General features: G+C 59.6%; 22 protein-coding genes, 1 tRNA gene and 1 pseudogene. 3 read left to right on the top strand and 21 right to left on the bottom strand.

Features of this window, described 5'->3' with window-relative positions; translation table 11 throughout:
* Window positions 1–7 precede the first annotated feature (7 nt).
* The 15 genes from ispG to trmJ form a co-directional block, all read right to left on the bottom strand.
* Entirely contained in the window at window positions 8–1,117 is a 1,110-nt protein-coding gene (gene ispG, locus E1573_RS21760; RefSeq protein ID WP_133216622.1) for a flavodoxin-dependent (E)-4-hydroxy-3-methylbut-2-enyl-diphosphate synthase, read from the bottom strand.
* A 3-nt stretch (window positions 1,118–1,120) separates the two neighbouring features.
* On the bottom strand, window positions 1,121–2,194 hold the full coding sequence (locus E1573_RS21755) for a RodZ family helix-turn-helix domain-containing protein (RefSeq protein WP_133216621.1): 1,074 nt from the start codon (window positions 2,192–2,194) through the stop codon (window positions 1,121–1,123).
* Window positions 2,194–2,952 (bottom strand): type IV pilus biogenesis/stability protein PilW, encoded by a 759-nt coding sequence (pilW, locus tag E1573_RS21750; RefSeq protein ID WP_133216620.1) that lies wholly within the window; start codon window positions 2,950–2,952, stop codon window positions 2,194–2,196. Before pilW ends, E1573_RS21755 begins: the two co-directional genes overlap by 1 nt.
* A 13-nt stretch (window positions 2,953–2,965) precedes the next feature.
* Window positions 2,966–4,111: a 23S rRNA (adenine(2503)-C(2))-methyltransferase RlmN gene (gene rlmN / locus E1573_RS21745; RefSeq protein ID WP_133216619.1), complete on the bottom strand. Its 1,146-nt coding sequence runs from the start codon at window positions 4,109–4,111 to the stop codon at window positions 2,966–2,968.
* A gap of 28 nt (window positions 4,112–4,139) precedes the next feature.
* Window positions 4,140–4,565 carry a nucleoside-diphosphate kinase gene (gene ndk / locus E1573_RS21740; protein WP_133216618.1) on the bottom strand — a complete coding sequence of 142 codons (426 nt, stop codon included), beginning with the start codon at window positions 4,563–4,565 and terminating at the stop codon, window positions 4,140–4,142.
* 91 nt (window positions 4,566–4,656) lie between these two features.
* Entirely contained in the window at window positions 4,657–4,857 is a 201-nt protein-coding gene (gene iscX / locus E1573_RS21735; protein WP_028942766.1) for a Fe-S cluster assembly protein IscX, read from the bottom strand.
* A gap of 12 nt (window positions 4,858–4,869) precedes the next feature.
* Entirely contained in the window at window positions 4,870–5,211 is a 342-nt protein-coding gene (gene fdx, locus E1573_RS21730) for an ISC system 2Fe-2S type ferredoxin (protein WP_133216617.1), read from the bottom strand.
* A 3-nt stretch (window positions 5,212–5,214) separates the two neighbouring features.
* On the bottom strand, window positions 5,215–7,077 hold the full coding sequence (hscA, locus tag E1573_RS21725) for a Fe-S protein assembly chaperone HscA (RefSeq protein ID WP_133216616.1): 1,863 nt from the start codon (window positions 7,075–7,077) through the stop codon (window positions 5,215–5,217).
* 42 nt (window positions 7,078–7,119) lie between these two features.
* Window positions 7,120–7,641: a co-chaperone HscB gene (hscB, locus tag E1573_RS21720; RefSeq protein ID WP_133216615.1), complete on the bottom strand. Its 522-nt coding sequence runs from the start codon at window positions 7,639–7,641 to the stop codon at window positions 7,120–7,122.
* 8 nt (window positions 7,642–7,649) lie between these two features.
* Window positions 7,650–7,973, bottom strand: a complete 324-nt coding sequence (gene iscA / locus E1573_RS21715; RefSeq protein WP_133216614.1) for an iron-sulfur cluster assembly protein IscA — start codon at window positions 7,971–7,973, stop codon at window positions 7,650–7,652.
* A 28-nt stretch (window positions 7,974–8,001) separates the two neighbouring features.
* Window positions 8,002–8,388: a Fe-S cluster assembly scaffold IscU gene (gene iscU, locus E1573_RS21710; RefSeq protein ID WP_002552476.1), complete on the bottom strand. Its 387-nt coding sequence runs from the start codon at window positions 8,386–8,388 to the stop codon at window positions 8,002–8,004.
* 46 nt (window positions 8,389–8,434) lie between these two features.
* The gene (locus E1573_RS21705) at window positions 8,435–9,649 is read right to left on the bottom strand and encodes an IscS subfamily cysteine desulfurase (protein ID WP_133216613.1); all 1,215 of its coding nucleotides are present in this window, start codon (window positions 9,647–9,649) and stop codon (window positions 8,435–8,437) included.
* Window positions 9,650–9,691: 42 nt separating this feature from the next.
* On the bottom strand, window positions 9,692–10,183 hold the full coding sequence (gene iscR, locus E1573_RS21700) for a Fe-S cluster assembly transcriptional regulator IscR (RefSeq protein ID WP_133216612.1): 492 nt from the start codon (window positions 10,181–10,183) through the stop codon (window positions 9,692–9,694).
* Window positions 10,184–10,336: 153 nt separating this feature from the next.
* Window positions 10,337–11,119, bottom strand: a complete 783-nt coding sequence (cysE, locus tag E1573_RS21695) for a serine O-acetyltransferase (RefSeq protein WP_133216611.1) — start codon at window positions 11,117–11,119, stop codon at window positions 10,337–10,339.
* On the bottom strand, window positions 11,120–11,893 hold the full coding sequence (gene trmJ, locus E1573_RS21690) for a tRNA (cytosine(32)/uridine(32)-2'-O)-methyltransferase TrmJ (protein WP_133216610.1): 774 nt from the start codon (window positions 11,891–11,893) through the stop codon (window positions 11,120–11,122).
* A 145-nt stretch (window positions 11,894–12,038) separates the two neighbouring features.
* On the opposite strand from trmJ, the gene suhB reads away from it, so the two are divergent.
* Window positions 12,039–12,857: an inositol-phosphate phosphatase gene (suhB, locus tag E1573_RS21685; RefSeq protein WP_133216609.1), complete on the top strand. Its 819-nt coding sequence runs from the start codon at window positions 12,039–12,041 to the stop codon at window positions 12,855–12,857.
* A gap of 153 nt (window positions 12,858–13,010) precedes the next feature.
* Here the strand turns inward: suhB and E1573_RS21680 are convergent, their stop codons facing one another.
* From E1573_RS21680 to queA, 6 genes are all read right to left on the bottom strand, one after another.
* Entirely contained in the window at window positions 13,011–13,559 is a 549-nt protein-coding gene (locus E1573_RS21680) for a glycine zipper 2TM domain-containing protein (protein ID WP_133216608.1), read from the bottom strand.
* Between the two features lie 120 nt (window positions 13,560–13,679).
* The gene (gene secF / locus E1573_RS21675; protein WP_133216607.1) at window positions 13,680–14,591 is read right to left on the bottom strand and encodes a protein translocase subunit SecF; all 912 of its coding nucleotides are present in this window, start codon (window positions 14,589–14,591) and stop codon (window positions 13,680–13,682) included.
* 9 nt (window positions 14,592–14,600) lie between these two features.
* A complete protein-coding gene (gene secD, locus E1573_RS21670) occupies window positions 14,601–16,466 on the bottom strand; it encodes a protein translocase subunit SecD (protein WP_133216606.1) in 1,866 nt (621 codons plus the stop codon).
* Window positions 16,467–16,529: 63 nt separating this feature from the next.
* Window positions 16,530–16,865, bottom strand: coding sequence for a preprotein translocase subunit YajC (gene yajC, locus E1573_RS21665; protein ID WP_010223473.1), 336 nt, complete (start codon window positions 16,863–16,865; stop codon window positions 16,530–16,532).
* A gap of 46 nt (window positions 16,866–16,911) precedes the next feature.
* Window positions 16,912–18,027: a tRNA guanosine(34) transglycosylase Tgt gene (gene tgt, locus E1573_RS21660; RefSeq protein ID WP_165957373.1), complete on the bottom strand. Its 1,116-nt coding sequence runs from the start codon at window positions 18,025–18,027 to the stop codon at window positions 16,912–16,914.
* 14 nt (window positions 18,028–18,041) lie between these two features.
* Window positions 18,042–19,091, bottom strand: coding sequence for a tRNA preQ1(34) S-adenosylmethionine ribosyltransferase-isomerase QueA (gene queA, locus E1573_RS21655; RefSeq protein WP_133216604.1), 1,050 nt, complete (start codon window positions 19,089–19,091; stop codon window positions 18,042–18,044).
* Window positions 19,092–19,199: 108 nt separating this feature from the next.
* On the opposite strand from queA, the gene E1573_RS21650 reads away from it, so the two are divergent.
* Window positions 19,200–19,284, top strand: a tRNA-Leu gene (locus E1573_RS21650).
* Between the two features lie 99 nt (window positions 19,285–19,383).
* Window positions 19,384–19,527, top strand: a pseudogene (locus tag E1573_RS21645) (IS3 family transposase); the annotation flags it as partial.

Raw genomic sequence — 19,527 nt, 5'->3', positions numbered from 1 at the left:
CGGGGTGTCAGCCACGGGCGATCAACGCCGCGTCGGCTTCGGCCTTTTCGGCCGCTTTCTGGCGGATGAGCCTTTCAAGGTCATCGACCAGGTTGTCATTGGTCAGCTTCTGCGCTGGCTTGCCATCGATGTAGATCAGGTTCGGCGTACCGCCCGTCAGCCCTACGTGGGCTTCCTTGGCTTCGCCAGGACCGTTGACCACGCAGCCGATCACGGCCACATCCATCGGAACCAACAAGTCTTCCAGGCGCCCTTCCAGCTCGTTCATGGTTTTCACCACATCGAAGTTCTGCCGCGAGCAGCTCGGGCAGGCGATGAAGTTGATACCACGCGAACGCAGGTGCAAGGACTTGAGGATGTCATAACCGACTTTGACTTCCTCAACCGGGTCAGCGGCCAGGGAAATGCGAATAGTATCGCCAATCCCTTCGGCAAGCAGCATACCGAGGCCGACCGCGGATTTCACTGTGCCCGAGCGCAGACCACCGGCTTCGGTGATGCCCAGGTGCAGCGGCTGGACGATCTGCTTGGCCAGCAGACGGTAGGCTTCGACAGCCATGAACACGTCAGAGGCCTTGACGCTGACCTTGAAGTCCTGGAAATCCAGGCGGTCGAGGTGTTCAACATGACGCATGGCCGACTCGACCAGCGCAGCTGGGGTCGGTTCGCCGTACTTTTTCTGCAGGTCTTTTTCCAGCGAACCGGCGTTTACACCGATGCGGATCGGGATACCGCGGTCACGTGCAGCGTCAACCACTGCCCGCACACGGTCTTCACGGCCGATGTTGCCTGGGTTGATACGCAGGCAGTCGACGCCCAGTTCGGCCACGCGCAGGGCAATGCGGTAGTCGAAGTGGATATCGGCGACCAGCGGCACGCTGACCTGCTGCTTGATTCGGCCAAAAGCTTCGGCCGCGTCCATATCCGGTACCGAGACGCGGACGATATCGACGCCGGCGTCAATCAGGCGGTTGATTTGCGCCACGGTAGCGGCGACGTCATTGGTGTCGGTGTTGGTCATACTCTGGACGGCGATAGGGGCATCGCCGCCGACAGGTACATTACCTACCCAGATTTTTCGCGATTCGCGACGTTTGATCGGTGATTCGCCGTGCATGACTTATTGTCCCAACTTCAGGCGAGCAGTCTCGCCACTGGTGAACGGCGCAACGTCAACAGGCTGGCCGTTGTAGCTGACCTGCGCACCGCGGGCAAAGCCCAGGCGTACTGCAAACGGCGGTTTGCCGGTCAGGTCCAGGCTGTCGCCCTTGCGCTTGATGGCGCTGAACAACACCTTGCCGTTGCCGTCGGTGACCGAAGTCCAGCAATCGGCGGTAAATTGCATATGCAACTGGCCACTACCGGCCGGAGCTGCGGCGGGTGCAGCGGGAGCCGGCGTTGCGGCCGGGGTCGCGGCGGCGACCACAGGAGCGACAGGCACCACTGGAGCAGGTGCAGGTGCAGGCACCGCGGCAGCCGGTGCAGGTGCAGGCACCGCGGCAGCCGGTGCGGCAGGCGCAACAGGCGCGACGGTGCTGCTGGCTGCGGGCACAGCAGGCAGGACCGCAGTGCTGTCTGGCGCCTTAGGTGCAGGTACGGTTTCGCTTGGCTCAGTGGTTTCCGGGGCCGGATCCAGGGTCAATGGCGTCGTTTGCGCTTGCTGCGCGGCGTTGACCGCCTGGTCTTCCGGCTCATCCAGCGGATGGATTTGGGTCGTGCCGTCGGCGCTTTCGACTTCGACGTGCTCCAGCGCCATGTTCACCAGGTCTCTGCTGCGCTGGCTGCTTTGGTCTTGCCACCAGAAAAAGCCCCCGCCGATCACTACCACCAGCAGCAAAAGGCTCACAACACGCAGGATATTGTGCGACAGACGCACCGGCTCTTCGATACGTCCCAGTGCATGCACATCACTACCTTGGGCGTCGGTGCCGGTGCACTGGTCGAAGGCTTGCACCAGGACAGCCTGATCCATGTCCAGCAACTTGGCATAGGCGCGGATGTAGCCGCGGGCGAAAGTATGCCCAGGCAGCTTGTCGAAAGCGCCGGTTTCAAGGTTGTTCAGGGAACTCACTGTGAGGTTCAGCTTGAGAGCCACTTCGGCTTGCGACCAGCCCCTGTTCTCTCGGGCCTGACGCAGAGTCTCACCTGGATTCTCGCGAGTCGCGTTTGCTACTTCGGGATGCGCCGCTTTCATCATTGCTCCGACAGGTATTGCTGATATTCCGGCGTACCGGGATAAAGTCGTTGTAATTGCAGGCCCAACTCGGTGGCCATGTTCCGTTCATCGAAGACGCTGGCCAGGCGACTGCCCAGCAGCAAACTGCGGGCACTGTGGTCGCTCAGCTGGCTGAAACGATCGTAGTAGTCACGGGCTGGCACATAATGCCTGTCTTCGTAAGACAACTCAGCCATTTCCAGCAACGCGCGTGGTTGCTGCTGGTTGAGTCGTAACGCTTTTACCAGATACTCCTGGGCTTGCTCGCGTTGGCCAAGCCGCAAAGCCGTCAGACCAAGGCTCTCGAACACCCGTGAACGCTCAGGATACAGCGTATCGATAGCGGCTTGGGCAAACATCTGTTGCGCCAGCGCATACTGCCCTTGAGCATAAAGGAAACTGCCGTAGTTGTTACGGAGCCGGGTGTCGTCCGGGCGGCTGGCCAGGGCTTTCTGATAATGCGTGCGAGCCAGTTCCGGCTCGTCTTCGGCCTGATACACCAAAGCCAGGGCACCGTTTGCGGCGGCGTCCTGGCTATCGAGATCAAGCGCCTTTTGTAGAGGCACTTTGGCTTGTTCGGTCAAACCTTGTTGCAAATATCCCAACCCCAACTGAACGTAGGCCTGACCGGCCTGCGCCCGTCCCTCGCGACTCGCCAGCGTGTCCGAACTCCCGCTGGACACGCAGCCTGCAAGCAGGGCGAGCGACAGGATCGACAGCGCGGCGCGCAAGGTCATGGAGTTCCTCTCTTCAGTTGCGAACGGCGCTGTCTTGCAGATCGCCATCAGCGTTCAACTGACGCACGGCGATGTAGCGCTCGCTGCGGCGGGTGCGGTCCATCACCTGCCCGACCAACTGGCCACAGGCCGCATCGATGTCTTCACCACGGGTGGTGCGCACGGTCACGTTGTAACCGGCATGATGCAGGTGGTCCTGGAAACGACGTATGGCGTTGTTGCTCGGCCGCTCGTAACCGGAATGCGGGAACGGGTTGAACGGAATCAGGTTGATCTTGCACGGTACGTTCTTGAGCAGCTCGGCCATTTCCACAGCGTGTTCGAGCTTATCGTTGACGTCCTTGAGCAAGGTGTACTCGATGGTCAGCACACGCTTTTCGCCCAGTTGCGACATGTAGTTCATGCACGCTTCAAGCAGTACCTTGAGCGGGTACTTCTTGTTGATCGGCACCAGTTCGTTACGCAGCGCGTCGTTCGGCGCGTGCAGCGACAGGGCCAGGGAGACGTCGATGTGCTTGGCCAGCTCTTCGATCATAGGTACCACACCGGAGGTGGACAGGGTCACCCGGCGTTTGGAAATGCCGTAGCCGAGGTCGTCCATCATCAGGTGCATGGCAGCGACCACGTTGTCGAAGTTCAGCAGCGGCTCGCCCATGCCCATCATCACCACGTTGGTGATGGCACGGTCGATTTTGGCGGGTACGGTGCCGAACGACTTGTTGGCAATCCACACCTGGCCGATGACTTCGGCGGCGGTGAGGTTGCTGTTGAATCCTTGCTTGCCGGTGGAGCAGAAACTGCAGTCCAGGGCGCAGCCGGCCTGAGACGAGACACACAAGGTGCCACGTTTGCCCTGGGGAATGTACACGGTCTCGACGCAGCTGCCGGACGCCACGCGCACGACCCATTTACGGGTACCGTCGCTGGAGATGTCCTCGCTGACCACTTCCGGACCGCGAACTTCGGCCACTTCCTTGAGTTTTTCACGCAAGGCTTTGCCGACGTTGGTCATGGCGTCGAAATCATCGACGCCAAAGTGGTGAATCCATTTCATTACCTGACCGGCACGGAAACGCTTCTCCCCGATTGAGTCGAAGAATTTTTCCATTTCCGGCTGGGTTAGCCCCAACAGGTTAGTTTTGCCAGTCGATGTCGTCATGGATTCACCCTCACCCGTAAGCTTTCGCTTAGCGAGTGGTTACCTCGGTAGCTGCGAAGAAGTAAGCGATTTCGCGAGCAGCAGCGGCTTCGGAGTCCGAACCGTGAACGGCGTTGGCGTCGATGGATTCAGCGAAGTCAGCGCGGATGGTGCCTGGAGCAGCTTCTTTAGGGTTGGTAGCGCCCATCAGCTCACGGTTGCGAGCGATAGCGTTTTCACCTTCCAGAACCTGAACAACAACTGGACCGGAAGTCATGAAGGCAACCAGGTCAGCGAAGAAACCGCGCTCTTTGTGCTCAGCGTAGAAGCCTTCAGCTTCGGCTTTGGACAGCTGCTTGATTTTCGAAGCAACGATTTTCAGGCCGGCGTCTTCGAAGCGGGTGGTGATCTTGCCGATCACGTTCTTGGCAACGGCGTCAGGCTTGATGATGGAGAAAGTACGTTGAACAGCCATGGTGAAACTCCAGAAACGTTGAGTGAAGCGAAAAATTAAACCCGCGAATTATACGCGGGTTCCGGGGGATTGCCTAACCTGCCGAGCGCGCTCAGTCGGCTTCTTCGATCCAGGCCGCCTGGATGGCTTCGAGAACCTTCTCGCCACCACGTTGCGGATCGTCACTAAACTCCGGCAACGCCAGCACCCACTGGTGCAGATCGACGAAATTAACGTAACGAGGATCGACTTCCGGCTTGCTTTCGGCAAGCTGAATTGCAATTTCAAGTACATCAACCCATTTCAGACTCATGTCAGCTCCAGATCAATGCGGCGCTTCGGCGGCGTGGTTGAGGGAGTACTTGGGAATCTCGACGGTCACGTCTTCGGTGCCGACCTTGGCCTGGCAGGTCAGGCGCGACGTAGGCTCCAGGCCCCAGGCACGATCAAGATAGTCCTCTTCCAGCTCGTCAGCTTCGTTGAGCGAGTTGAAGCCCTCACGAATGACGCAGTGGCATGTGGTGCAGGCACAGACGCCGCCGCAGGCGCTTTCGATTTCGATGTGGTTGTCGTGAGCCACTTCGAGAATGGACTTACCCGTCTCGGCCTCCACGACCATACCCTCCGGGCAGAACTTCTCGTGGGGCAGAAAAATCACCTGCGGCATCAGTTATTCCTCGATCTCATTCAGGTTGCGCCCGGCCAACGCGGCTTTTACCGTCGAATCAAGGCGACGGGCGGCAAAGGCATCGGTCACCTGCGACAGACGTTTGGTCTGTTGCTCGATAGCTGCGCCATCGGTGCCGTTGATCAAATCACGCAAGTCTTGCATCTGTTGTTCTATGGCCAGACGCTCTTCGGCGTCCAGCAGGCGTTCGCCATCGGCATCCAGCGCGCCTTGTACCGCTTCAAGCAAGCGCTCGGCGTCAACCTGGTGCTCACGCAACTGACGCGCAACCTTGTCGAAACCGGCGTGTTCGAAGGAGTCTTTGAGCATGCGGGCAATCTCGCCGTCGGTCAGGCCGTAAGACGGCTTGACCTGAATGCTCGACTCGACGCCCGAACCCAGTTCACGCGCAGAAACGCTGAGCAAGCCGTCGGCATCGACCTGGAAAGTCACGCGAATTTTCGCCGCACCGGCGACCATCGCCGGAATACCACGCAGTTCGAAGCGTGCCAGCGAACGGCAGTCGCTGATCAGTTCACGCTCGCCTTGCAGCACGTGAATCATCATCGCCGACTGGCCGTCTTTATAGGTGGTGAACTCCTGGGCACGGGCAACCGGGATGGTGGTGTTCCGCGGAATCACCTTTTCCATCAACCCGCCCATGGTTTCCAGCCCCAGGGACAGTGGAATCACGTCGAGCAGCAACAGCTCGCCACCGTCACGGCGGTTACCGGCCAGGGTATCGGCCTGGATCGCGGCGCCAATGGCAACGACCTGGTCAGGGTCGATGTCGGTCAGCGGTTGACGACCAAACAGCTCACCAACGGCGCTGCGCACACGTGGCACCCGGGTCGAACCACCAACCATCACCACCGCACTCACTTCCTCCAGCTCGATGCCACTGTCACGCACGGCGCGGCGGCAGGCTTTGAGGCTGCGGGCGATCATCGGTTCGATCAGGGCGTCGAAGGCGGCACGGGTCAACTCGGCTTGCCAACCGTCATAGCTAACGGTCACGGCATCGGCGCTGGTCAGGGCTTCCTTGGCCGCACAGGCGGTTTCCAGCAGACGGCGTTGAGCACTCGGATCGAGGTCGGACGACAGCCCAGCGGACTGTACGATCCAGCTGGCGATGGCGTGGTCGAAATCATCGCCACCCAGAGCAGTATCGCCACCGGTCGCCAACACTTCGAACACACCGCCGGTCAGGCGCAGGATCGAGATATCGAAAGTACCGCCACCGAGGTCGTAAATAGCCACGACACCTTCGGCGTTCTGGTCCAGGCCATAAGCCACCGCTGCGGCGGTGGGCTCGTTGAGCAGGCGCAATACGTTCAGACCGGCCAGACGCGCGGCGTCTTTGGTGGCCTGGCGCTGGGCATCGTCGAAGTAGGCCGGCACCGTGATCACGGCACCGACCAGCTCGCCGCCCAGGGTTTCTTCTGCGCGCTGGCGCAGCACCTTGAGGATATCGGCCGAGACTTCCACCGGGCTTTTCGGCCCCTGGACGGTGTCGATGAAGGGCATGTGCGACTCCCCACCGACAAAGCGATACGGCAGCTGCTCGCCCAACTGCTTCACGTCCGCCAGGCCACGCCCCATCAGGCGCTTGACCGACAGCACGGTGTTGAGCGGGTCGCTGGAGGCGGCATCACGCGCCACCTGACCAACATCGATGTGGTCAGCGTGGTAACGCACCGCGGACGGCAGGATGACCCGACCTTGAGCGTCAGGCAGGGGCTCGCTACGGCCGCTGCGCAGGGCGGCAACCAGGGAGTTGGTGGTACCAAGGTCAATCCCCACCGCCAGGCGGCGCTGGTGCGGTTGAGGGCTCTGACCGGGTTCGGCGATCTGCAGTAGGGCCATGCTTATCTGAATACCAGGGGCGCCGCCAAAGGCAGCGCCGGGTTAGTCGTCGAGGCGCTCTTCCAACTGGCGCACTTCATAGGCGAGCTTGTCGAGAAACTGCATGCGGCGCATCAGGCGCTCGGCCTGTTCGCGCTGCGCAGGCTCGTTCCAGCAGGCAGCAAAGTCCTCGTTGAGCGCTTCCTGGGCCACTTTCAAGCGGCGCTTGAAGGTCGCGACACCATCAAGGTCGGCACTGTCTTGCAAGTCTTCGAGCTCTTCGCGCAATTGCATTTGCTGCAGCAGGAACTCGGGATCGTGGACAGTGACTTCCTGCGGCACTTCGGCGCCGCTGATAGCCAGCAGGTAGCGGGCACGCCGGGGCGCGCTCTTGAGTGTCTGGTAGGCCTCGTTCAATGCAGCCGAGCGCTCCAGCGCAATGCGCTGCTCGCGTTCGGAAGCATCGGCGAAGCGATCCGGATGGACCTCACGGGCCAGCTCGCGATAACGAACGGCCAGTTTATCGAGGTCCAGACGGAAGCCAGGTTGCAAGTCAAACAGGGCGAAATGACAAGGAGTACCCACGCGCAGCCTCAGACGTTGAAGCTTTCGCCGCAGCCACACTCACCGCGTACGTTGGGGTTGTTGAACTTGAAGCCTTCGTTCAACCCTTCCTTGACGAAATCCAGCTCAGTGCCGTCGAGGTATGTCAGGCTTTTCGGGTCGATGATGACCTTTTGGCCATGACTTTCGAAAACCTGGTCTTCGTCGGCCAGCTCATCGACGAACTCCAGCACATAGGCCAGGCCCGAGCAGCCGGTGGTGCGTACGCCAAGGCGAATACCAACGCCTTTGCCACGCCCGTCAAGGGAGCGCCGCACGTGGTTGGCGGCGGCTTCTGTCATGCTGATAGCCATCGAGACTCCTTACCTGCAACAGGCGAACTTAGAGCAAACCTTTCTTCTGCTTGTAATCGCGAACGGCCGCCTTGATGGCGTCTTCGGCGAGTACCGAGCAGTGAATTTTCACTGGCGGCAATGCCAGTTCTTCGGCCAGCTGGGTGTTCTTGATGGTTTCGGCTTCATCCAGCGTCTTGCCCTTCATCCACTCGGTGGCCAGGGAGCTCGAAGCGATGGCCGAACCACAGCCGTAGGTCTTGAACTTGGCGTCTTCGATGACACCCTGCTCGTTGACCTTGATTTGCAGACGCATTACGTCGCCGCACGCCGGAGCGCCGACCATGCCGGTGCCGACATCCGGATCTTCGGCATTCATCTTGCCGACGTTACGCGGATTTTCGTAGTGGTCGATGACCTTTTCACTGTATGCCATGGTGCAATTCCTTCCTCATCAGAGAGCCGCTCTTGCCGGCGACTACTTAGTGCGCAGCCCACTCGATCTTGGAGATGTCGACGCCGTCTTTGTACATATCCCACAGCGGCGACAACTCGCGCAGCTTGGTCACGGCCTCGCAAACCTTCTGCGCGGCGTAGTCGATTTCTTCTTCGGTGGTGAAGCGACCGAAGGTAAAGCGGATCGAACTATGAGCCAGTTCATCGTTGCGGCCCAGGGCGCGCAGCACGTAAGACGGCTCAAGCGAAGCCGAAGTACAGGCCGAGCCGGAAGAAACGGCCAGGTCTTTGAGTGCCATGATCAGCGACTCACCTTCGACGTAGTTGAAGCTCAGGTTCAGGTTGTGCGGGATACGCGCAGTCATGCTGCCGTTGATGTACAGCTCTTCCAGACCTTCAACCTGTTTGTAGAAACGGTCGCTCAGGGCCTTGATGCGTACGTTCTCGCTGGCCATCAGCTCTTTGGCAATGGCGAACGCTTCGCCCATACCGACGATCTGGTGGGTCGCCAGGGTACCCGAACGCATGCCGCGCTCGTGACCGCCACCGTGCATGGTGGCTTCCAGGCGTACACGAGGCTTGCGGCTGACGTACAGCGCGCCGATACCTTTAGGGCCGTAGGTTTTGTGAGCGGAGAACGACATCAGGTCGACTTTCAGCTTTTGCAGGTCGATTTCAACCTTGCCGGTCGACTGAGCAGCGTCAACGTGGAACATGACGCCACGTGCGCGGGTCAGCTCGCCGATGGCAGCGATGTCGTTGATGGTACCGATTTCGTTGTTCACGTGCATGATCGACACCAGAATGGTGTCATCACGCAGGGCAGCTTCAACCATGGCCGGAGTGATCAGGCCATCGTCGCCTGGCTCGATGTAGGTGACTTCGAAGCCTTCACGTTCCAGCTGGCGCGTGCTGTCCAGAACAGCCTTGTGCTCGATCTTGGACGTGATCAGGTGCTTGCCCTTGGTGCTGTAGAAGTGCGCGACACCCTTGATTGCCAGGTTGTCGGATTCAGTGGCACCACTGGTCCAGACAATTTCCCGCGGGTCGGCATTGACCAGGTCAGCGACCTGGCGGCGAGCGTTCTCGACCGCTTCTTCGGCTTTCCAGCCAAAGACGTGGGAGCGCGACGCCGGGTTACCGAAGTTTCCATCGACCAGCAGGCAGTCGCTCATCTTCTGAGCAACGCGTGGGTCGACCGGTGTGGTCGCGGAGTAATCGAGGTAGATCGGCAACTTCATTGAATATCTCCTATCAGGCGGTCGCGTCGCGCGTCGAAACGGTCATTCGACGGCGGACGTCTCAATCTTGTCCAGCTGCGGTGCCCGGCCTGCGATTCGACGCAGGTCCTGACGCTGGGCGACTTCTTGTACCTCACGGCGAGTAACAAGGTCAGCCAGGCTGATGCCGCTGAGAAACTCGTGAATCTGCTGGCTCAGGTCACACCACAAGTGGTGCGTCAGGCAGGTATCGCCGGAATGGCAATCACCCAACCCCTGGCAGCGTGTTGCGTCGACCGATTCATTAACCGCGTCGATGACCTGGGCAACCTGAATGCTCTCCATGCTTCGCGATAGCTGATAGCCACCGCCAGGGCCGCGCACACTGGAAACCAGGCTGCTGCGGCGCAGCTTTGCAAATAGCTGCTCCAGATAAGATAGGGAGATGCCTTGGCGCTCGGAAATGTCGGCCAGAGACACCGGCCCATGCTGCGCGTGCAACGCCAGATCAAGCATGGCGGTCACGGCGTATCGGCCTTTTGTAGTCAGTCGCATGGCTAGTAGGTACCACGGGGTTTCAGGATGGGAGCGAGTATGCTATTCCCGAGCATTTAAGTCAACTATAAGACCTAGTGCTTTAGTCGGGTTTACCGCTGGACGGCGGCGGGATGATAGCAAACTAAGGGACGTCTGCGCACGCCCCTTCTGTCAATGCGTCGATGCGTCGCTTCGTGCCTGGTCCTTGATCTGCGCAAAGTCCTCTTCACGCAATACCGGCAGATCCTTGGCGCAGTAGTCACTGCCAAGGTTCTTCAAGGCACCGCACATACCCTCAAGGCGCCCATCGACCGCCTGCAGGTGATCCAACAACTGACCAATGGCACGCGCTACCGGGTCTGGCATATCTTCACTCACGCCATAGGCGTCGAAGCCGATTTTCTCAGCCATCGCCTTGCGCTTGGCTTCAACTTCGGTGTCGGTCTTGATGATGATACGTCCAGGAATGCCTACCGCCGTGGCACCAGCCGGCACTGCCTTGGTAACCACAGCATTGGAGCCGATCTTCGCCCCGGCACCCACGGTGAACGGCCCCAACACCTTGGCACCGGCACCCACGACCACACCATCCTCAAGGGTTGGGTGACGCTTGCCTTTGTTCCAACTGGTCCCCCCCAGGGTAACCCCTTGGTACAAGGTCACATCGTCACCGATCTCGGCAGTTTCACCGATTACAATGCCCATACCATGATCGATAAAGAAGCGCCGACCGACCCTGGCCCCCGGGTGAATTTCAATGCCGGTCATCCAGCGCCCGAAGTTCGATACCAGCCGAGCCAGCCACTTCCAGTCACGCTTCCATAGCGCATGCGCAGCCCGATGCAGCCAGATCGCATGCATGCCCGGGTAACAGGTCAGCACTTCAAAGGCATTGCGCGCCGCCGGGTCACGGTGGAAAACGCTCTGGATATCTTCACGCAGACGCTCGAACATTTACTGATCCTTGCGCTTATGCGGCTCGCCACGGGCCACTTTCTGGGTTTCCGTGAGAATGCCGCGCAAAATACTCATTTCCGAACGATTGACCGAACTGCGCCCATACAGCCGACGCAAGCGCGGCATGAGATGCTTGGGCTTTTCCGGATCCAGGAAACCGATGTCTACCAAGGTACTTTCCAGGTGCTGGTAGAACAGCTCCATTTCATCCATGGTCGCCAACTCGCTACTGCGCACCGACGTTACCTCGAACTTTTCCACTTTTGAGGGCTGCCCCTCAGCCGCCAGCCAGGCCATGCGCACTTCGTAGGCCAGTACCTGCACCGCAGCCGCAAGATTCAACGAGCTGAAGTCCGGATTCGACGGTATGTGCACATGGAAGTGGCAACGCTGCAGCTCTTCATTGGTCAGACCGGCGTACTCACGGCCAAACACCAGGGCAATTTCTTCGCCCTGCGCAGCATGTTCGATCACCTTGGTGCCACATTCACGCGGATCGACCAACGGCCAGGGAATCCGACGCTCGCGAGCACTGGTACCGAACACCAGGTTGCAACCGACCAACGCCTCTTCCAGGGTGGCCACTACTTGCACACCGGCGAGCACATCATCGGCACCCGACGCACGGGCATCGGCCTCGTGGGACGGGAAGTCCAGCGGATCGACCAGCACCAGGCGCGACAAGCCCATGTTTTTCATGGCACGCGCAGCGCCGCCGATATTGCCGGGGTGGCTGGTATTGACCAGAACAACACGAATATTTTGCAGCAAGGCGAGCGCTCACAGACACGGAATAGAAGGGGTAAATCTTACAGAACCGACCGACTTTGCGCTACGAAAGCAAATGCCACCCTTCTTCGCGCAAAGTTTTCTGCTAGAATGTTCGGCTTTCTTTAACGACCCAGGTGAAACGTCCATGCAGCCTATGCTGAATATCGCGCTGCGCGCCGCCCGCAGCGCCAGTGAATTGATTTTCCGCTCCATCGAGCGCCTGGATAGCATCAAGGTTGATGAAAAGGACGCCAAGGATTACGTCTCGGAAGTCGATCGCGCTGCAGAGCAAAGCATCATCAATGCCCTGCGCAAGGCCTACCCGAACCACACCATCCGCGGTGAAGAAACCGGCCTGCACGCAGGTACCGGCGAAGAAGGCAAGGACTACGAGTGGATCATCGACCCACTGGATGGCACCACCAACTTCCTGCGTGGCGTCCCGCACTTCGCTGTCAGCATTGCCTGCAAATACCGTGGCCGCCTTGAGCACGCCGTGGTTCTGGACCCTGTCCGCCAGGAAGAATTCACCGCCAGCCGCGGCCGTGGCGCCCAACTGAACGGTCGCCGCCTGCGCGTCAGCCCACGCACCAGCCTGGAAGGCGCCCTGCTGGGTACCGGCTTCCCGTTCCGCGACAACCAGATGGCTGACCTGGACAACTACCTGGGCATGTTCCGCGCCTTGGTTGGCCAAACCGCCGGCATTCGCCGCGCCGGTGCTGCCAGCCTGGACCTGGCCTACGTTGCCGCCGGTCGCTTTGACGCCTTCTGGGAGTCGGGCCTTTCGGAGTGGGACATGGCTGCGGGCACGCTGCTGATCCAGGAAGCAGGTGGCCTGGTGAGCGACTTCACCGGCGGCCACGACTTCCTTGAGAAGGGCCACATCGTTGCCGGTAACACCAAGTGCTTCAAAGCTGTACTGACTGCTATCCAGCCGCACCTGCCTGCTACGATCAAACGCTAAGCCTCGATCGAGCACAAAAAAAGCACCCCTCGGGGTGCTTTTTTTATGGCTTTGGAAGACTGCAACCTGTGGGAGCGGGCTTGCCCCGCGATTCGATGCGCCTGACAGATCGCAATCGCGGGGCAAGCCCGCTCCCACCGAGGAGAATTACCGTTATTGACCTGGCTGCGCTTCGCTCAGGATCAGCTTGCCTTCTTTATCCAGCGGGATCTGAGCGCCCGGGTCGCGATCCATACGGATTTGCCCGACCTTGTCGCCAATCGAATACTTGACGTCATAACCAACCACCTTCTCGCTCAGGTCATTGACCGTATTGCAGCGGGTTTGCGTCGTGGTGTAGGTATCACGCTCCTGCATGCCTTCCTGCACCTTGTTACCGGCATAGCCACCACCGACCGCACCAGCGACCGTGGCAATTTTCTTGCCGGTACCACCACCAATCTGATTACCCAGCAGGCCACCCGCCAGAGCACCAACCACGGTACCGGCAATCTGATGTTGGTCCTTCACCGGCGCCTGACGCGTAACGGTTACGTCCTTGCACACTTCGCGCGGGGTTTTGACGGTCTGTTTGACCGGCTGAACCGCCAGTACCTCAGCGTATTCCGGCCCACTCTTGACCAGGTTGTAGGTAGCTACAGCACCTCCGGCGGTCACACCGACAGCCCCCAGAACCGCACCCACCAGCATTGACTTGTTCACGTGAACCTCCTGATCGTACCTGCAGGACATTGCCTGCCTTCTCCCTGCCTTGGAGCACAAAAAAAGGCGCGAGTTCAATACTCGCGCCTTCTTGTACGACCAACTGCGTGGGAAAAGTCCTTATGGACGATCATCCACCCCTTCAGCCTTGGCTGGAGGAATCAGGTCTTCACTGCTCAGGTTCAGCCAGATCAGCACCACGTTGGCGATGTAGATCGACGAGTAGGTACCCGCCATTACACCGATGAACAGTGCCAGCGAGAAGCCCCACAGGTTGTCACCACCAAAGAACAGCAGCGCAGCAATGGCAAGCAAGGTCGACACCGAGGTGGCAACGGTACGCAGCAGGGTCTGGGTGGTCGAGATGTTGATGTTCTCGATCAGCGAGGCCTTGCGCAGTACGCGGAAGTTCTCACGCACACGGTCGAATACCACGATGGTGTCGTTGAGCGAGTAGCCGATGATCGCCAGCACCGCCGCCAGAACTGTCAGGTCGAAGGTGATCTGGAAGAACGACAGGATACCCATGGTCACAACCACGTCGTGCACCAGCGACAGGATCGCACCCAAGGCGAATTTCCACTGAAAGCGGAACGCCAGGTAGATCATGATGCCGCCCAATGCCAGCAGCATGCCCAGGCCGCCCTGGTCACGCAGCTCTTCACCCACTTGCGGCCCGACGAACTCGACGCGCTTGACCACCGCCGGGTTGTCGCCGCTGACTTTCTTCAGCGCCTCGGCAACACGGTTACCCAGCAGCGGGTCATCGCCAGGCATACGCACCAGCAGGTCAGTGGTGGCGCCGAAGCTCTGCACCACTGCGTCCTGGAAGCCGGCCTTGACCAGTTCTTCGCGAACCTCACCCAAATTGGCCGGGCGCTCGTAAGTCAGCTCGATGAGCGTACCGCCGGTGAAGTCCAGGCCGAAGTTCAGCCCTTTGTAGAACCAGCTGAACAGCGCCAGTACGGTAAGAAGCAGGGTGACGCCGAACGCAACGTTGCGCACACCCATGAAGTTAATGGTACGTAACATGGCAGCCCCTTAAACCCACAGCTTCTTGATATCACGCCCACCGCAGGTCAGGTTGACCATTGCACGGGTAACCATTACGGCCGTGAACATCGAGGTGAAAATCCCGAGGGACATGGTTACGGCGAAGCCCTTGACCGGGCCAGTACCCATGGCAAAGAGAATGCCGCCGACCAGCAAGGTGGTCAGGTTGGCATCGACAATCGCGGTATAAGCACGGTTGAAGCCTTCGTGGATGGCGCGCTGCACCGACATGCCATTGGCCAACTCTTCGCGAATCCGCGAGAAGATCAGCACGTTGGCGTCGACCGCCATACCCATGGTCAGCACGATACCGGCAATACCCGGCAGGGTCAGGGTTGCCCCCAGCAGCGACATCAACGCCAGCAGCATGACCATGTTACCGGCCAGGGCGATGGTGGCGATCAGACCGAAGAAGCGGTAGATGGCCATGATGAACAGCGATACGAACAGCATGCCCCACAGGGATGCATCGATACCCTTGGTAATGTTGTCAGCACCCAGGCTCGGGCCGATGGTGCGCTCTTCAGCGAAGTACATCGGTGCAGCCAGACCACCAGCACGCAACAACAGGGCCAGCTCAGAAGACTCACCCTGACCGTTGAGGCCAGTGATACGGAACTGACTGCCCAGCGGCGACTGAATGGTCGCCAGGCTGATGATTTTCTTCTCTTCGGTGAAGGTCTGAACGGCGACGTCTTTCTCTACGCCATCAACCATCTGCTTTACGTAGCGGGTGGTTGGACGCTGCTCGATGAAGATCACCGCCATGCTACGACCGACGTTGCTGCGCGTTGCACGGCTCATCAGTTCGCCGCCATGGCCATCCAGACGGATGTTCACTTGCGGGCGACCTTGCTCGTCGAAGCTGGCTTGAGCGTCGGTTACCTGGTCACCGGTGATGATCAGGCCGCGCTCGACCGCCGCCGAACGACCGCCTTCACGGAACTCAAAGGTTTCGGTGGTGGCTTTCGAGGCACCCGGCTCAGCACCCAGACGGAACTCCAGGTTGGCGGTTTTACCGAGAATACGCTTGGCTTCGGCAGTGTCCTGCACGCCTGGCAGCTCGACCACGATGCGGTTGGCACCCTGACGCTGTACCAGCGGCTCGGCAACGCCCAGCTCGTTGACCCGGTTACGAACCGTGGTCAGGTTCTGCTTGATCGAGTATTCGCGAATTTCCGCGACCTTGGCCGGGGTAATCGCCAGACGCAGCACCGACAGGCCATTGCGCTCGGTAGTGGTCAGCTCGAAATCATTGAAATTCTTGCGGATCAGGCTACGCGCCTGTTCGCGGGCTGCATCATCGGCGAAGCCCAGCTGAATATCGCCATCTTGTTGCGGCAGGCTGCGGTAGCGCACACGCTCTTTACGCAGCAGGCTTTTGACTTCACCTTCGTAGACCTTCAGACGGGCCGCCATGGCCTTGTCCATGTCTACTTCAAGCAGGAAGTGCACACCACCCGACAGGTCCAGGCCCAGCTTCATCGGGCTTGCACCCAGATTACGCAGCCATTGCGGAGTAGTCGGGGCCAGGTTCAGCGCTACGACATAGTCATCGCCCAGTGCCTTGCGCACAACATCCTTGGCTGGAAGTTGATCTTCCTGGTTGGTCAGGCGCAGCAGTGCACCCTTGCCCTTCTCGCCCAGGCTCGCGGCCTTGACCTTGATACCGGCATCGGCCAGCGCTTTGCTTGCACGATCGAGGTCCGCCTGAGTGACCTGCAGCGCCGTGCTGGCACCACTGACCTGAACGGCCGGGTCATCAGGGTAGAGGTTGGGAGCGGAATAAATAAAACCGATCGCCAGTACCACCACGATCAGTGCGTATTTCCACAGAGGGTATTTGTTCAGCATCACGCCGCCCGTTCAAGACGCGGGGCGCCTTGCGCGCCCCGTCGATTGGTAAAAAACTGAAACTTAGATCGCTTTGAGCGTACCTTTTGGCAGGGTCGCGGCAACGGCGCCCTTCTGGAACTTCAGTTCGACATTGTCGGAAACTTCCAGCACTACGAAGTCGTCGGCAACTTTGACGATCTTGCCAGCGATACCGCCGTTGGTGACAACTTCATCACCTTTTTGCAGGTTGCTCAGCAGATTCTTCTGCTCTTTGGCGCGTTTGGCCTGTGGGCGCCAGATCATCAGATAGAAGATGACCAGGAAGCCAACCAGGAAAATCCACTCAAAACCGGTTCCGGCTGGGCCGGCGGCAGGGGCAGCGGCGTCCGCGTAAGCGGCTGGGATCAGAAAGCTCATTTAGCACTCCAGTTGCAATCAGTACTTGTTAGGGATCGACAGAACATCAGTCCAAGGGCGGCACAGGAAGCCCGCGCTTGGCGTAAAAGGCATCGACAAAGGCGGCCAATGTACCTTGTTGAATAGCCTCGCGTAAACCAGCCATCAAACGCTGGTAATGACGCAAGTTATGGATCGTATTCAACATACTGCCCAACATTTCGCCGCACTTATCCAGGTGATGCAGATAAGCACGGGAGAAGTTCTGGCAGGTGTAGCAGTCACAGGTTGGATCCAGTGGCGAATCATCATGGCGATGGAACGCGTTACGGATTTTGAGCACGCCGGTATCAACGAACAGATGACCGTTGCGCGCATTGCGCGTGGGCATCACGCAGTCAAACATGTCGACGCCGCGGCGCACACCCTCAACGAGATCTTCCGGCTTGCCTACCCCCATAAGGTAACGAGGTTTGTCAGCAGGCATCTGGGTGGGCAGGTAATCCAGCACTTTGATCATTTCGTGCTTGGGCTCGCCCACCGACAGACCGCCAATGGCCAGGCCGTCGAAACCAATCTTGTCCAGGCCCTCCAGCGAGCGCATGCGCAAATTCTGGTGCATGCCACCCTGCACAATCCCGAACAGAGCCGCAGTGTTGTCGCCATGGGCGTTCTTCGAACGCTGAGCCCAGCGCAGCGACAGCTCCATGGAGATACGGGCGACGTCTTCATCGGCCGGGTACGGGGTGCATTCGTCGAAGATCATGACCACGTCGGAACCCAGGTCACGCTGCACCTGCATCGACTCTTCCGGCCCCATGAACACTTTCGAGCCATCTACCGGCGAGGCGAAGGTCACGCCCTCTTCCTTGATCTTGCGCATGGCGCCCAGGCTGAACACCTGGAAACCACCGGAGTCGGTGAGGATCGGCCCCTGCCACTTCATGAAGTCGTGCAGGTCGCCGTGCGCCTTGATCACCTCGGTGCCTGGGCGCAGCCACAGGTGAAAGGTGTTACCGAGGATCATGTGCGCGCCGATGGCCTCGATGTCCCGTGGCAACATGCCCTTGACCGTGCCATAGGTGCCCACTGGCATGAATGCCGGGGTTTCGACCACGCCACGGGGGAATGTCAGGCGGCCGCGACGGGCCTTGCCGTCGGTGGCCAGCAATTCGAAGGACATACGACAGGTGCGACTCATGCTTGATCCTCGGGGCCGCGCGGCGCCGGATTGCGGGTGATGAACATGGCATCACCGTAACTGAAGAAGCGGTACCCGTTCTCGACCGCTGCCGCGTAGGCAGCCATGGTCTCGGGGTAACCGGCGAAGGCCGAAACCAGCATCAGCAGCGTGGATTCTGGCAAATGAAAGTTGGTGACCAGGGCATCGACCACATGGAACGGACGGCCCGGATAGATAAAGATGTCGGTGTCACCACTGAACGCCTTGAGCACACCATCACGGGCAGCGCTTTCCAGCGAACGCACACTGGTGGTACCCACGGCGATCACTCGCCCGCCACGCGCACGACAGGCGGCAACGGCATCGACCACATCCTGGCCGACTTCCAGCCACTCTTTATGCATGTGGTGGTCTTCGATGCGCTCGACCCGCACCGGCTGGAAGGTACCAGCGCCAACATGCAGGGTGACAAAGGCGGTTTCTACGCCCTTGGCGGCAATCTTGGCCAACAGCTCTTCATCGAAATGCAGCCCGGCGGTGGGTGCGGCAACCGCACCGGCGCGCTCGGCATAAACCGTTTGATAGCGCTCACGGTCAGCGCCTTCATCCGGACGGTCGATATAAGGTGGCAGCGGCATATGCCCGACACGGTCGAGCAGCGGCAGCACTTCTTCGGCAAAGCGCAGCTCGAACAGCGCATCGTGACGCGCGACCATTTCGGCCTCGCCACCACCCTCGATCAGAATCTGCGTACCCGGCTTGGGTGACTTGCTCGAACGCACATGGGCCAGCACGCGGTGGCTGTCCAGTACACGCTCAACCAGAATTTCCAGCTTGCCGCCGCTGGCCTTCTGGCCAAACAGACGCGCAGGAATGACCCGGGTATTGTTGAACACCATCAGATCGCCCGGGCGCAGGTGCTCGAGCAGATCGGTGAACTGGCGATGAGCCAGCGCCCCGCTCGGCCCGTCCAGGGTCAACAGTCGGCTGCTGTGGCGCTGCGCCAGAGGATGGCGAGCAATCAGGGAATCAGGGAGCTCAAAGGCAAAATCAGCGACGCGCATGATGGTGTTCGGTTCGACAGGGCCGCAAAGTTTAGCCGAAAAGACAAAAATTCACCATGAAACGTGATTGACCAACGGTAGGCACCTCTCTATACTTCGCCGCCACAAGCCCTGATGGCGGAATTGGTAGACGCGGCGGATTCAAAATCCGTTTTCGAAAGGAGTGGGAGTTCGAGTCTCCCTCGGGGCACCAAACGCTGAAAAAAGCCGACTGCAAAGTCGGCTTTTTTTATGGGCGTGTCCCGTCCTGAATAAGGTTTACACCTCCCATCCCGAATTTCCGGAGAGTCAGATGGAGCAAGGTGTAAAGCGCACACAGCGAGATTACTCGCTGTCTTTTAAATTGGCCGTCGTTGATCAGATCGAAAAAGGCGAACTGACCTACAAACAGGCCCAGGTGCGGTATGGCATCCAGGGTCGGTCGACGGTTCTGGTA

Origin of the sequence: Pseudomonas sp. H9 (assembly GCF_004353925.1) — a bacterium.
Taxonomy (GTDB): domain Bacteria; phylum Pseudomonadota; class Gammaproteobacteria; order Pseudomonadales; family Pseudomonadaceae; genus Aquipseudomonas.
This window is presented reverse-complemented; position numbering and strand designations above follow the sequence as displayed.